General features: G+C 52.4%; 6 protein-coding genes. 5 read left to right on the top strand and 1 reads right to left on the bottom strand.

The features are described from left to right. The first annotated feature begins 199 nt into the window (after positions 1 to 199). From BLQ88_RS24440 to BLQ88_RS24425, 5 genes are all read left to right on the top strand, one after another. A complete protein-coding gene (locus tag BLQ88_RS24440; protein ID WP_090155383.1) occupies positions 200 to 2,956 on the top strand; it encodes a TonB-dependent receptor in 2,757 nt (918 codons plus the stop codon). A 39-nt stretch (positions 2,957 to 2,995) separates the two neighbouring features. After that, a complete protein-coding gene (locus BLQ88_RS24435) occupies positions 2,996 to 4,261 on the top strand; it encodes a beta-helix domain-containing protein (RefSeq protein WP_229212840.1) in 1,266 nt (421 codons plus the stop codon). A gap of 60 nt (positions 4,262 to 4,321) precedes the next feature. Then, a complete protein-coding gene (locus BLQ88_RS24430; protein ID WP_090155381.1) occupies positions 4,322 to 5,413 on the top strand; it encodes a phytase in 1,092 nt (363 codons plus the stop codon). Between the two features lie 255 nt (positions 5,414 to 5,668). Then, positions 5,669 to 5,857 carry a hypothetical protein gene (locus tag BLQ88_RS36500; RefSeq protein WP_143016920.1) on the top strand — a complete coding sequence of 63 codons (189 nt, stop codon included), beginning with the start codon at positions 5,669 to 5,671 and terminating at the stop codon, positions 5,855 to 5,857. A gap of 175 nt (positions 5,858 to 6,032) precedes the next feature. Then, positions 6,033 to 14,180 (top strand): right-handed parallel beta-helix repeat-containing protein, encoded by an 8,148-nt coding sequence (locus tag BLQ88_RS24425; protein WP_090155380.1) that lies wholly within the window; start codon positions 6,033 to 6,035, stop codon positions 14,178 to 14,180. Positions 14,181 to 14,288: 108 nt separating this feature from the next. Here the strand turns inward: BLQ88_RS24425 and BLQ88_RS24420 are convergent, their stop codons facing one another. Next, positions 14,289 to 15,788 carry a RagB/SusD family nutrient uptake outer membrane protein gene (locus tag BLQ88_RS24420; RefSeq protein ID WP_090155378.1) on the bottom strand — a complete coding sequence of 500 codons (1,500 nt, stop codon included), beginning with the start codon at positions 15,786 to 15,788 and terminating at the stop codon, positions 14,289 to 14,291. Between the last annotated feature and the right edge of the window lie 18 nt (positions 15,789 to 15,806).

Here is a 15,806-nt window from a genome sequence, read left to right as displayed (position 1 = left end):
TCCATCAGCGCGTTGCTCGCACCTCGCAACGCTTGTTGCCTTGTTGTAACGCTCCGAAACGGGCTGTTGCCCTTTTGTTAACGGGCCTGATTTGGATCACTCGATTTGTTCTGCACACCTTCGTATCGCCGAAAGAGACGACCGCCGACGGCCGACCATTGACCGCCGACGGCTTGAAATCTGATAACATTTTGATACGATGATCCGAAAGTTTCTACATACCCTCCTCCTGTTAACCACTGTCACCAGCCTCCACGCAGGTACGCTGAAAGGCAAGCTCCTCGAAGCCGCTACCGGCGAGCCTGCATTGGGCGTTGTGATTTCCATCGAGGGGACCAATCTGCATGATATTTCCGGGCTCGATGGTTCGTTTTCAATCACGAATCTGCAAAAGGGCTCCTACCGCCTAACGATCCGCCACATTTCCTATGCACCCCTGCAAAAGGAATTTGCGGTGAATGGTAATGAGGTTATTCAAATGGACCTTTCCCTGGAAGCTGCGGCCGGCCTGAAACTCGAAGAAGTGGCTGTAACCGGCAAGCGCGACGGCGCGAGCGACAACACCGCGCGACTCATGGAGCGCAATGCAAGCCAGGTCATGAATATCGTTTCCGGTAAAACCATCCAGATTTCTCCCGACCTCACCGTCGCGAATGTGATCCAGCGCATTTCCGGCATTTCCCTCGAACGGAATAGCAACGGCGACGGCCAGTACGCAATCCTCCGCGGCATGGACAAACGCTACAACTACACGCTTGTGAATGGCGTGAAAATCCCGAGTCCGGATAACAAATACCGCTATGTTCCATTGGATATCTTTCCTTCCGACCTCCTCGACCGCCTCGAAGTGTACAAGGCATTGACACCCGCCATGGAAGGCGACGCGATCGGCGGGGCCGTGAATATGGTGATGAAAGACGCGCCCGACAGGTTTACATTCTCAGCCAACGTTTCGACCGGCTACAATGAGCTCTTTATGGACCGTAAGTTTATGGGTTATGATTTCAAAAGCATTCAATCCAAATCCCCTTATGAGCGGAACGGCAACCTGTACAATGCAACCCCGGCCGATTTTTCGACAGCCGCCGTCAACTACCAACTCAAAACCCCAGCTCCCAACCTGCTCGGAAGCATCGCGGTAGGCAACCGCTTTTTTAAAGACAAACTGGGCATTTTGCTGGCGGGAAGTTACCAGAACACCCACCGAGGCAGCAACAGCCTTTTCTGCGACTCCGAAACTGTGGATACCCTGCGCGGCGAGGCACTTACCAAGATGAGCGAGCGCCAATATTCCGAGCAGCAGATCCGCTATGGTTTGCATTCCAAAATAGATTACCGCATTAACGACAAACACAAAATCCAGTTCTACAATGCATTCATGAACCTCACCAACGTGCAGGTACGGGATGTAAAATCGACGCAGCTGACCATTGGTGGCTACGATCCGGCGGCAGGTAATGCTACGCTCGGCTACTCGACCCGCTCGCGGCTCACCAGGCAGCAGATATTCAACAGCACATTGCAAGGCAAGCACCAGCTCCTCGATGCGCTGGCGGTCCAATGGTCGGCGGTGTATTCCAAAGCGACTAACGAAGTCCCCGACAATGTAACCGTGCCGCTGATCGGCGTGATGCAGAATTTCCAGGAGCGAAAAACGACCGTAGGCGATGCTTCCCGGCGTTGGGAGCACAACTCCGACCGCGATTTCTCAGGTTATCTCAACGTTATCTATAATTCTACAATCGGTTCGGCACAGGTGGAATGGACGGCGGGCGGCTTGTTCCGCGACAAATCGCGCTCCAACTTCTACAACAACTACCAACTCCGTCCAGCCGACCCTTTTGCAGAATATGGCAAGGATTTCACCGACTACACCCAGATCCGCTGGACGATCCAGAACCCACGGGGCTCGGTAGGCAGTGCATTGAGCTACGATGCTACCGAACAGATCAATGCCGGTTTTATTCAATTCAAAGCCGAAACAAAGAACCTGGAAATACTCGGCGGTGTGCGTGCCGAGCATACCAACCAGGGTTATTCAATGCTTTTCCCGATCGGGGAAGACCGGCCGGATGGTAATCAGAAATACACCGACATTTTGCCCAGCCTGCATTTCAAATACAAACCCGAGGAACATATCAACCTCCGCGCTTCATACTTCCGTTCGATCAACCGCCCCGGCTTCTTCGAAATCGTTCCCTACCGCATCGTAAATGAAGAATACCAGGAGCGCGGTAACCCCGACCTGAAACGCGCCATTGCCGACAACATCGATTTGCGCTACGAGCTCTTCCCGCGCGCTTCGGAGCAGTTTATGGTGGGTGCGTTCTACAAACTCATCAAAGATCCGATCGAATACACGCTTCAACGCGACGCCGTCCGCGGGCAGGACATTTACTACTCACCGGGCAATTTCGGGAATGCGAAGAACTACGGCCTGGAAGTCGATTACATCAAATATGTTAAGCAGTTCGGCATCAAGGCCAACTACACCTACACGCATTCCCGCATTACCACGCCCAAATCCAAGCGCATACGCAACGAGAGCGGGGATCTGGAAACGATCAACGTCCAGCAAACGCGGCCACTTTACGGACAATCGGCGCATGTGGCTAATCTTTCGATACTCTATAAAAACCAGGAGAACGGCATCGACGCGCAGCTAGCGGGCGGCTATACAGGTGAGCGAATCAGTACAGTTTCACAGTTCGTCGACAACGACCTCTGGCAAAAGGGGTTTGTCCAAATGGATGCTTCCATTGAAAAAACCTTCCGCAACAGCCTCGGCGTGTTCCTGAAAGCCAACAACCTCCTCGACACCCCGATGGAAGTTTTCATCAAGAATACCAATACCTCCAATGCCAATATCCCGAACCAGGACGTGCCGGGCAAGACGCTCATCCGCCGCGACCGTTACCAGCGCTCCTACCTGCTCGGCGTACGATACAAATTTTAATCAGTCATCAAAATTTTTAATCTCATGAACCAATCCAAAATGAAACAGCTATTCATGCTTTCAGCGCTTGCCGCATTCCTGATCACCGGTTGCAGCGACGACAAAAACGATCCTACGCCGGTAAATCCGGAGCCAACCGAGGAATCGGTATCCGGTGAAGTGTCCGGTACCTGGACCAAAGGCAATACCTACAAGGTGACCGGCCACCTTCAAATCCCGGAAGGTGAATCCCTCACAATCGAGGAAGGCGTAACGGTACTTTTCAGCGACTCGGTGATCAAGCCGGAAATAGTGGTGCAAGGCAACCTGTACAGCCTCGGCACTGCCGCCGCGCCGGTGAAATTCACCGTGCCTGATGCATGGAAGACTCCTGGAAACCAATTCGGTAACCTTTGGGGTGGCCTCATCGCCAGCATCGAGTCAAAAGAATTTGTATTGAACAACACAATTCTGGAATACGGCGGCGCGGTAACAACCGAGGAGTCGCCGTCAGTAAAAGCACAGTTGTACAAAGCCCTCCCGGGTGAACACGTGCCCGTGATTTATTATCCCAATTATAAAGATGGTAAACTGGTAGTAATGAACAGCATTATCCGCAATTTCAATGAAGATGGTTTTTACATTGAAGGTGGCAAAGTGATTATTGCCAACAATATGTTCTACACTACGGGCGTATCGGGTGGTGATGCGATCAATATCAAGTCGGGTGTGCAGGCTGATGTCGCATTCAACGTGGTTTACAGCCCTAATACCAATGCATTGAAACTTTCCAACTCAGGTGACCGCTCGCCACAGGCTTACATTGTTGGTTATAACAACACGATCATCAATGCAGGTTGGAGAAGACCTACTACCAAGGGCGGTTCGATCTGGCTTGAAAAGGGCGTGCGCGTGGATCTCTACAACAACTTGCTCGCCAACGACCGATTTGGTATCAAGAAAGAGAATGTGGCCAAATCGGTAGACGACCGTTCATTGATCAACAATACCCTGTACTATGGTGCTACCGAAGAAGGCGTGAAGCAATTCCAGCCCTCGGAAGAGATCCTAAAAGGTGCTAATGACCTGATTTCCGCAAAAGTGGGCGAAAACGATCCTAAATTCGTGAACTACCCGTTGACGACCGACAACAAGAACGCCACTTTCAACACCGCCTGGGATTTCCATTTGCAAGCCGGCTCGCCAGCGCTGGGTAAAGGCAAAACCGGTTTCACACGCCTCTACGCAGACGGCCTAGTGATCAACGGCGTAACCTACAAATCACCAGCTCCTGCCGATTACATCGGAGCATTTGGTACGAAGTAATTTCCATTCAATCCGCACCCGGCCCACATCCCCGGCCGGGTGCTTTTCATTCTAACACCAGTGAAAGCATTCATCCTACCGGCCATTGGTCTGGCTGCAACGCTTGCAGCCTGCCAATCCAATACCGGCACCCCCATCCAGTCCGCAAAGGCAGACACCGTCAGCGCTATTATCCAGCCGGTTTTCATCACCGACACCGTCGCTCACGATACCGACGATCCGGCCATCTGGATCAACCCGGCCGATCCTGCCCAAAGCCTCATCATCGGCACCGACAAAGACCAGGACGGCGGCTTGTATGTGTTCGACCTGCAAGGCAAATTGCAGCATGACAAAAGCGTAACAGGCCTCAAACGCCCTGATAACGTAGACATTGAATACGGCCTGAACCTTGGCGGAAGGCCTGTGGACATTGCCGTTACTACCGAGCGTTTCACGCACAAGCTCCGCATTTACAGCGTGCCCGACATGAAGCCTGTGGATAATGGCGGCATAGAAGTATTTGTAGGGGAAACAGGCGAAAATGTGCGTGATTTGATGGGTATTGCCCTTTACAAAAACAAATCGGGCAAAATATATGCGATCGTAGGCCGTAAATCGGGGCCTGTCGATGGCACTTACCTTTGGCAGTATTTGCTGGAAGACAATGGCAAAGGCCAGGTGAAAGCGTCGCTCGTGCGTAAATTCGGCAAATACAGTGGCTTGAAGGAGATCGAAGCCATTGCCGTCGACGACGAGCTGGGCTATGTGTATTACTCCGATGAAGGCAAAGGCGTCCGCAAATACTACGCCGATCCTGAGAAAGGCAATGAAGAATTGGCACTTTTCGCCACGACCGGCTTCACCGAAGACCACGAGGGCATTTCCATTTACCAGCTCACCGACAGCACCGGCTATGTCCTCGTTTCGGATCAGGGCGCCAACAGCTTCCAGGTTTTCCCGAGAGAGGGAACATCCGGCAAGCCCCACCAACACCCGCTTTTAAGCAAAGTGACCGTTAAAGCAAACCACAGCGACGGTTCCGACGTCGTTTCCGTCCCCCTCAATGCCCGGTTCCGCAACGGCTTGTTCGTAGCCATGAGCGACGACAAGACATTCCACCTCTACCGCTGGGAAGATATCGCCGGAAAGCGTTTAAAATCAATTAAGTAACCAAAAATTGGGAGATAGTATACATAAAACTATTTCTCAATTTTTTTTAGAAAATTTTACAATAATTTTGATCGATATGTGAAATCGAATCAATGTAATTTCCTACTTTTAATTAACCTTCTATAACTAACCTAAAATTCTAAACCTTATGTTCCCAACATTACATTTTCCAACCTAGGGGCCTTTGCTTCCGACCACCTTCACAGGTCCCATTTCCGGCATCAGATCAGTAGTATTTTGAACTAAACCTACGGTTTGGCCGACTTCTCGTTTATAACCCACTTTCAGCGTTACGAAGTACGTTTACACCTGACCGTCATCTCCCTGCCGGGTGATTGGCTGCGTCCGGACATTGCCTTCAACTTCAACGTTATTCTTCCTTCAACACCAGCCACGCCGCCATACGGGCGCAACGGCATTGCTTTGTCTTTGCTCAACGATTAACCAGGTCGCAATTTGTTTCTGCGGACCAGCAGCGGTATGCGCAACCGGCTGTCGGGTCCGGCGGATTCGCTTTTTTCTTTGCCTTTTCCCTCCCGAAAAGAGCCTGGAAGGATTGTGCCCTGCCCTTTCCGAACGTGATACTCAAACTGCTCTCTTTAACTAATGACTCAATTCTATGAAACGACTCGCTATTTGCATTGCGCTGCAGTCCGTCCTGCTGGCGCTCTGCCAGGTATCCTATGCCCAGAAGATCATTTATGTAAACGATAACTCTACCGCTAACGACAAGTTTACTACCGCTACCGGCAACGACTCCAACTCGGGAACGTCGGCCGGTTCGCCGTTTGCGTCGCTTACCAAAGCGATGGCCGAGGCGTCGTCGGGCGACCGTATTTTGCTGGACGCGGGTACATACATCGTTTCTTCGCTAACGGTGAAGAGCGGGGTAAAGATCATCGGAACCGCGGGCGACAATTCCGTTGTCACGGCGTCGGGCGGACCGCTTTCCCTGCAAGGCAACACCGAGCTCTGGAACCTTAAAATCCAGCGAGTAATCCCGCCCAATGCCGCTGCGCCCAGCATTTCGGTGGCATTACAAGCCGGCGCGAATAACGTTTTAATCGAAAACTGCTACTTCCACCGCAACCGGACGGCCATTTACCTTGAACCGGGCTCAACCGACATTACGATCAAAAGGAACCGCTTTCAGGACAACCGCACCGGTATCATTTTCCCGGGAAGCGCTGGCGTAACACCTCTATCGAAGATTTACATCGTCGATAATGAGCTGACCAACAACCGCTCGTACGGCTTCATCCTGACTGAGAATCCCAATTCTCCCATCGAAGCATACCTGATCAGCAACAATATCACCGGCAACCTCGCCGGCGGCATCGAGAACGACAACACGGCAGCCGGCACCAAGCTGATACTTCGTAATAACTGGCTGGGCAGCGCAAACCCGACCATTTTTGCCGGTAATACCAACGGAGGCTTCAACGTCAGCGATCACGACAATCCCGCCCCGCCGATTCTGGAAGCCAACAACACGCTTACCGAAGTGAGCTACCCTAACCAGATTTCGGGTACCAACACCGGCGCGATCGACAATACGACGGTCATCTACGCCGATCAGGTGCAGCCACGGCCGGGAACCGTCAATTTTGTTTCTTCTAACAGTACCAACATCAGCGGTCACGGCACATTTAACTACTTCCCATCGATAGCGGACGCAATCGCAGGATCGAATACCGACGCGGTGATCACGCTGCCTAACGGCGTTTACAGCGACAATGTGTTTATCACGAAAAAAGTAACCCTGAGCGGCAGCAGCCGGAATGACGTGGTAATCCGCGGCACGTACGACATTGGATTGGTCGGCAACGGCGACGCGGTTATCAAAGTTTTGGCAGCGGACGCGAAGATCGAAAAACTGAGCGTAACGCGCGACTACGGCACCTCGCTGGCGGTTTGGCAGAAAGGTAACCGGGATGCGGGTATCCATATTAATGCTGCTAATGTGGTCATCGACCAGGTGAATGTACGAGACCAGCGCAGCGGCATTTACGCCCATACACAGCAGGGTTTCAAAATCACCAACAGTTTGATCGAGAAAAACCGCACCGGTATCTCGCTGGGCGTGGACATCAGCAATTCGACCATCACCAACAACATCATCCGCGACAACTTTACACACGGTATCATATTCAATCACGGCTTCGGCACAGGTATCACCGCCAACAATGTCAAAGTGCGTCACAATGCATTCAGCGGCAACTGGCATACCGATATCTACGCGCACGGCACCGGGAGTACGAGCGTGTATGCAACGGCCGATCTGACTTGTAATACTTTCAATACAAATGCCGCAACAACCAATTCGGATCCTCTCGGAGCCCAGGAGCCAGGCTACCTCGCTCAGACTCCCGGCCAATTCGGTGGAAGCTCGCCAGGGTTCTTCGCATCGTTTGCCGGCAACAGGATCGCCGATGTTACGACCGCTCCCTGGCTGATCAACATTCCGGCACCAGGGCCTGCGGACCTCAGTTTCGTTCCGACCAACTCGACATTGAATGTGGACGCGGTCACTGGTTCTTTCACCGCGGCTAACAACAACTACCGCATTCTCGCGAACGCGATCGGTTGCGTGCAGGAAAACCAGACCATCTCTTTGAACGGCAACTTCGACTGGACCGAAACCAATGCGGCAGCTGAATGGGCAAAAGGTACCAATGCGAAAGCAGGTGACGGGATCGGAACAGTAACCGGTAACGGCGACAATTACAGCATTACACCACCGGCGGCTGTGAACGGGGTTACCATTACTTCCAATTCAGGTGCAACCGTGGACGGCGGCGGCGACCTCGCCGTCACTTCGCTGGAAACGTTCCTGTTCCTGAACAGCAAAACCGGCAGCAGCTTCAAAAACTGGACGATCAGCAACCTCATTCTGAAAGGTTTCGACGTATCGATCATCGCCGATCACGTGAACGGACCGGCGGATGTTGCCGACAACATGAAAATCACCGGCAACGAATTCCATATCCCTGCGGATTTGAATGCCAGTGCCGCGGCAGCCGATAACTTCCAGAACATCGGTATCCATTATGTGTATGGTAAAAGCATCGAGATCAGCAACAACAAGTTCTTCATCGACGGTACCGGGGTAAGCGACGACGCCAACTCGAAATACTCGGTCACTTACGCGATCCAGTCGGCTACGAGCGGTGGTACTGCTTATGATGGTTTGAAAATCATTAATAACGAGTTCACCGTAACCGGTACGCCTAATGCGAACCCGGCGGCGATCAAAGGGATCTGGGAAAACGGCCATAATATGGATGCCGACATTCAGATCACCGGCAACAAATTCACCAACCAGGAACCTGGCAACACAGCCGACAAGAACCGTCAGACTGCTTTCTGGGTTACTTCACGCTCGGGTAGCAACAAAAACGTCGTGTACCAGAACAACGAGGTAACCGGCTATTCGGAGGGTATCGCATGGCTTGGCGGCTTGTACACCGGCAACACGCCTCCTAACTACGAAGCGGGCGCTATGCCTGTTCAAGTGCTGAACAACATTTTCAATGCAACCGGCAAAGGTGTGGTGGTGCGTAAGGCGGGAAATGATAATCCCGGCTCGCCTGCCAAAATCAACAGTAACAGCTTTGTAGGTTCGCTGATTTTCGACATTGTCAATGAAGGCTCAGGCACTACCGATGCTTCTTGTAACTGGTTCGATGGCGGCGCATTGCTAAGCAGCACGGGAGGCGGTAGCATTACCGCGGCACCGAAACTGACCAACGGAACGGACAATCAGCCGGGTACGACAGGTTTCCAAACCTCGGCACCTTGCGAGTTCAGTGTTAAAAACCTGCGTACAAACGAAACATTTGCCACCATTCAGGCAGCTGTGGATGACACAGACACCCAGGACGGCGATGAAATCGCGATCGCGAAGGGTACTTACAACGAGCGCGTGACACTTTCGAAAGCACTCATTCTGAGCGGCGAATCCAAAGCCGGTGTACTCCTGGATGGTACCGGACTCCCGGGCACAGGATCGGGCATTGTGATCAACAGCGGCAAAACCAATGTGACCATTCAGAACCTGAGCATCAAAAACTACACAGGTTTGAACGGTAACAGCAGTGCCGGCATCTACGCCGTCGGCGGCAACAACAACCTGACCGTCCTGCACGTGGTAAGCTCCAATAATACCTCGGCTTCCGGCTTCTACGCCAATGGGCCGGTGGAAGACGTGACCATCGACGATCTTACCGTCGAGAATAATGGCGGCCCAGGCGGCGGAGCGCGCGGGATCGTGATCTGGAACGGTTTCAAAAAGGATATTACCATTATCAATTCGACCGTCAGGGGCAACAACTGCTGCGGTATCGAGCTGCAAGATGGCAGTGCCTCAGGCGTGCTGATCAAGGACAACATCATCGAGGGTAACGACAGCTCGATCGGGCTCGTGGGGCTTACGAGCGGCGCGGGGCCCAACATTATCGAGGCTAACACCATTACAGTAAACGGCCGTTTTGGTATTGAAATCAAAAACCCGAACGGTACAGGCAGTACCGACGACCAGCTGGATGGCTCTATCATTGTCAGAAACAATACCGTGACAATGGGCACATTACCTCCCGCCGAAATGCGTGACCTTGCCGGTATCGCGGTGTACCGCCGCGGGGTGATCGAAGCCAATGGCAATGTGGATGTGCCAACCGGCGTGGTTGTAACAAACAATACTGTAACCGGCTTCACCCAGCCAAGCACCAGCGAAGGTTTCGGCATTGTAGTCGAAGGCACCAACCACAAGGTGATCAACAACCCGGTTTCAGGCAATGAAGTGGATGTACAGCGTCAATCGGGCCATTTGCCTTACATCGCCTATTCAACTACTGACGGCGACCAGGCTAATCTCAATGACCAGTTCTTCGGACGGGGCAATGCGCCTTATTCCTGCGGCATCGAAGTGTCCGGCAACGGCGGTAATCCCGTACGGAACGTGCAGTACAACGCTGTTGCGGGCTTTGTGATCAACATCAACACCGGAGGTACGTTCTGCTCGATCAATGCGGCCGTAGCCAGCGCCAAAACGCTGGACAGCCACATGATCAAAGTCGGTGAAGGTAAGTTTGACGAGCAGGTGATCGTGAACAAATCGGTATCCATTCAAAGTGCTACGGCGACTCGCCCGGAAATCAACTTCACGGGAACGCCTGCCGGCAAGCTGACGATCTTCGATATTTCCGCCAACGATGTGCTGATCGATAATCTGAATTTCAAAGTCGATATGGCGAAGCTGAAAAGCGCAATCGTCGCAAGTGGCCCGGCTATCGACAAGATCACCGTAATCAATAACCTCATCGAGGCTTACGGCACGGCAATGAGCGGAGCCTACGGCGACCGGAATGCGGTGAGTGTCAACTATGGCGGTGTTACCAACTACCGTACCGCGGTGGGGGGTGTGAACGAGATCATCTTTACGAACAACATCGTTACCGGCGTAGGCGCTAATGGCTTCCGCGCGGGTATCGCAGCGGATGAAGCGGCAGGCACATTCAAATTCAACGATCTGCTTACGATCAACCATGACGTGATCGTCCGCTTTGCAAGCAACGGCGCTGTGGATATCAGCGAGAACCAGTTCAAAGGCGGTGGTGTGGAAGTTCCGGAAATGAATGCTTCCGCAACCGGGCTGACAATCAGTAAAAACACCTTTGCAGGAGTTGCCGCGAATGCGTCGGGTACCGCTGTGCTTCGTTTGAAAAACAATTACAACAATAAACCCATTGTTGTGACGGAAAACACGCTGAACGGCTATGAATGGGGTGTAAGTCTTGAAAACGTGCAGAATGTGACCATGGATAACAACGCATTCAACCCGCTTTCAGGCTCTACCACATTCCGCCACGTGACGGTGAATACGAAAGAGCTCAGCTCGTCCAGCGGCTACTATGCTCCAAGTGTAAGTGCCACCCTGACGAAGAACACATTCAACGGATCGGGATCGGCCGGCGGAACCGGTATCGCATTCTATAACCATGATAACGACAGCCCGGTATTCGGCACCTTCAATATCGGTACGGCGGGTAGTGAGAATGAATTTGCCGGCTCGCTCGCTAACTTCATTTTCATGGATAACCAGACAGGCCCATCCGTAGGTCCGGGCAGTACGCCGTCGACTACTATGGCACCATGGAGCGGCAATGTGGATGCAAGCAACAACAAGTTCGACGTAGGATCAGGCCCGGAACTGGCCTCGGGTATGTCGCTCGCATCGCTTTATGATGTAGAGGATAAAATCGTCCACAAAATCGACAACTCCGTGCTTGGTTTTGCGACTGTAAAATCCGGCAATACCTATGTCACTCCGCTCAGTTTCACACCTGCCACACTTACGCCCAAAATCCAGCGGGGCGTCGAAGCCGCACAGGCGGGCTGGAATGTGAATGTACAGGAAGGCACTTATGCCGAGGCGCTGGTCATCAACAAGGCTGTGAAGCTACTGGGTGCCAATGCGGGCGTTAATCCAAACACCGGCAGCCGTGATGATGAAACGATAATAGTACCCGCCGTGACCGACCACGAAAACGGCATCATCGTTTCAGTGGATGGCGCATTGACCGGCCTTGAAATCGACGGCTTCACGATCGACGGCGATAATACAGCCTTTTCAGGCGGCGTAGCCATGGGTTCTGCCGATGTGAATGCAGCCGAAGGTATCGCGGCAACAGGCGGGGTAACCAATTTGTTGATCAAAAACAATATTATTAGAAACCTCAACTACGCCGGTGTCGATATTTACAACGATACCAATGGAGGGGCCGCTACCAGCGGAAATACCGTGAGCGACAACAAGTTCTCGAACCTGCTGCCTTCGACGTTCGGAATCGGCGTATTGCTGTATAACAATGGCTACGCAAACGTTACGAACAACGTGATGACCGCGGTGCGCATCGGGGTACAGACAGGTAACTTTTACCAGGCTGATCCCGGCAACAGCCATGCCATCGAGTCCAACACGATCGAAGCGAGCCGGAAGGGTATCTGGCACAACCTGACTTACGCCAGTGCCTCGAACTTCTCGATCAAAAACAACACGATCACCGCACTTGCAGGTACAATTCTGAACGACGGTATCATGGTCAGCTCCACACAGGGAACCGTGGCGCCGGTGGTTGAAAACAACAACATTACCGGCATTGCAGGTGTTTCAAATGGTTATCACCTCTGGAACAACCCGTCGAATACGGTGACTATCAAAGGCGGAACCGTTTCTACGGTGGCTACGGGTGTATTTGCCAACAATTTCGACGGCTATCCCGACAACGCGGGATCGAATGCGGATGCGAGCGCATACACTGTGGATGGCGTGACGATCAACGGCGCAGCGAACGGGGTTGTCGTAAAAGACAATACTTCGAACAGCAACAATGCGACGGTGAAGGTGACACTCGTCAACAATGTGGCCATTGACCAGCCTTCTGTTTACGGTGTGCAGGTGCTGGGCAAGGATGCGGTGGCGGAAGTCGGTTCCACAGAAATTAAAATGACGGGAAGCACGATGACGGCCATTTCCGTAGCGACGACCAACGGCTCTGCGATCACCAACCTGACATTGAAAGATGGGATCGTTTTCAACCGCAACGGCAATACCGCAGGTTCAATCCTCTTTACAGATGACGACGCAACTGTGGATCTCAATGGGAATGTCGCGATCCCTTCCGGCGGCCCGACTTACCCGGCCATTATCGAAGGCAAACTGGTATTTACCAGCGGCATACTAGATGCTACCGCAGCGCCAATCGCGTTTGCAGTGAATGCCAGCGATATCACAACCGGCCCCAAGGCTGAAAGCTCTGCAAGCCACATTCTCGGCAAGGCAATCATGCTGAGCCGTCCGGTTGGCACAGGAGCGATCAACTTCCTCGGGGTAGACCTTCCGGCGGGAAGCGATCTTGGTTCATTGGTTATCGAAAGGACCACATCCAATGATCCTATTACTCCGAGCTTCGGGGCAGGCTCGATCAAGGTATTGTGGGTCATCACACCGGGCAATGCAGGTGCGGGAAGGGACGATGTGAAGCTAAGCTTCCTGAAAAACTTCCTGAATTTGCAAAATCCGGGAACACTGTACGGCTACCGCTACAATGGTACAATATGGGAGAAGAAAACCGATGCATTCACAGCTTCACTCAGCGGCGACCGGTATACTACCACCGCATTTGACGTGGCCCAATTCTCCCCATGGACATTGAGTACCGCATCCAACCCGCTGCCGGTTACACTCATTTCATTCAATGGTGTAAAAGAAGAAAACAGCGCGGTACTGACCTGGGCAACATCGGAGGAAACCAACAGCGACCGCTTCGACATCCAGCACAGCGCGGATGGCAAAAACTGGGCGATCGTCGGCACAATGGCTTCTAATGGAGAAAGTACCGTAACGCGTAACTACTCGTTCCGTCACGTCGAGCCTACGGAAGGCGCCAACTTCTACCGTCTCAAAATGATCGATAAAGACGAAACGTTCGCTTACAGCCGCATTGTAAACCTCAATTTCGGTTCGGAAGTGGTCACCACGCTGTATCCAAACCCGGTAAGCGATCACATGAAGATCAACACCACCAACTGGAACCAGGTGAAACAGGTGCGTATCTTCGACATGCTAGGCCGGACTATCTACGACTCCGGCGACAAGCCTACTGCATTGGTCAGCCTGCGCAATGTGGCTGCGGGAATGTATGTGGTCGAGATCAGCCGGTTGAACGGCAAAGTCGAGAACTCGAAGATCATGGTTAACAGATAGCATTCATCAGATTAGTTGTAAAGCAAATAAGCCGCCGGAAATTTCCGGCGGCTTATTTATTACTATCTACTATTAAACTGACTGAGTTTAATGGATTAACCTGTTCTGCTAATATCCTTTGTTCTGGTCCAGATTCGTATTGTTACGTATTTCGGGCGTGGGAATAGGGAAAAGCAATTCGCGCTCGGTCAAAGTAGGACCGTAAGAGAATTTGTGGCCCACATAATTTTCAAACTTCTTGGTGGTCACATTATAAGCTTTCCGCAAACGTGCCATATCAAACCAGGTGATGTTCTCGAAGCAGAGTTCATGCCAGCGCTCGCTGAGTATGGCATCGCGGAAAGTATCTTTGTTGAGCCCCGCGAGTGCAGGCAGCTGCGCACGCGTACGGATCGCATTCACGCCCTCGTAAGCCTTGGCCGACGGCCCTCCTACCTCATTGGATGCTTCCGCGTACATCAGCAGCACGTCTGCATAGCGGATCACCGGCCAGTTCAAGTCGCTGTTGGCGCTGGTGGTTTGGGCTACATTGTCAAAATGTTTGTAGATAAAAAAGCCCCCGAGATCCACCTCCTTGTTACGATCGGTTTCATTGGTAAACTTGGTGAAGAAGAATTGCTTTTCTTTTGCCCGCAAATCACCCGCTTCGAAAGACTTCACAAAATCGCCCGTCGCGTAAATACCGCCCGTTTCATCGGAATAGGCAGAGATATTTTTGTTGTAAGGAATAATGGAAACCTGCCAGCCGGAAGGGATCAGCTGCGTTTTGTACTGGATCATGAAGATATTCTCCTCGATGTTCTTCTTCGTCGGGTTATGCAGGTCGTCGTAAGAAGTGAAAAGCTTGAATGCCTTGGAATCGATCACTTCCTCTGCCTTTTTAGCGGCCAGGTCATAGTACGCAGCGCCTTTTTGCAACGGGTAACCCGCCATGGTAAGGTACACTTTCGCCAGCAGGGATTTCACCGCGCCGAGCGTCACTTTACCGCTGTTTTCGGTCATCGGAAGGCCGGCTGCCTCGGCTGCTTTCAAATCCTCCACGATCTGGTTGTAAATTGCTTCCGGGGTGGCCGCGGAAGGACGCAGCTGCTCCGATTGCAGGCCAACAGGCTCCGTCACAAGCGGGATATTACCGAACATCTGCACGAGCTGGAAATAATAGAATGCACGGAGGAAATAGGCTTCCCCCAGCACCTTCTTCATTTCAGCGGCATCCATGGTAATACCGGGTATCCGGGCCAGCGACAAGTTCGCACCGGCAATGCCTTTGTAATACTGCGTCCAGTAAGTCTGCCCGTAGCCATTGTCGGATGTGTTCCGCAAATCTTTGATAAAATAGCTGTTCACAGCCTGACCAAGGTCGGTACCGGCCAATCCGGTCGCGAACTCGGGCATCATCCACGCGCCCCCGCCGAAGCCGCTGCTCATAGGCTCGCGCAAAGGCGTGTATATCGCATTCACGGAGCTTCTGGCGTGCGCGGGCTGCGTGAAATAGTTCTCTTCGGTGAAGTTACTGGGGTCCGACTCATCCAGGAAGTCGGAGCAACCTGTGGCCCCGAATAAGCTCAGCATAGCGAGCAAGCCGATTTTCTTTGATATGATTGTCATTGTTACTTTCGGTAAGAG

The organism is Dyadobacter soli, from assembly GCF_900101885.1.
Taxonomy (GTDB): Bacteria; Bacteroidota; Bacteroidia; order Cytophagales; family Spirosomataceae; genus Dyadobacter; species Dyadobacter soli.
The sequence above is the reverse complement of the archived record's forward strand: the minus strand, read 5'-3'. Positions and strand labels throughout refer to the sequence as shown.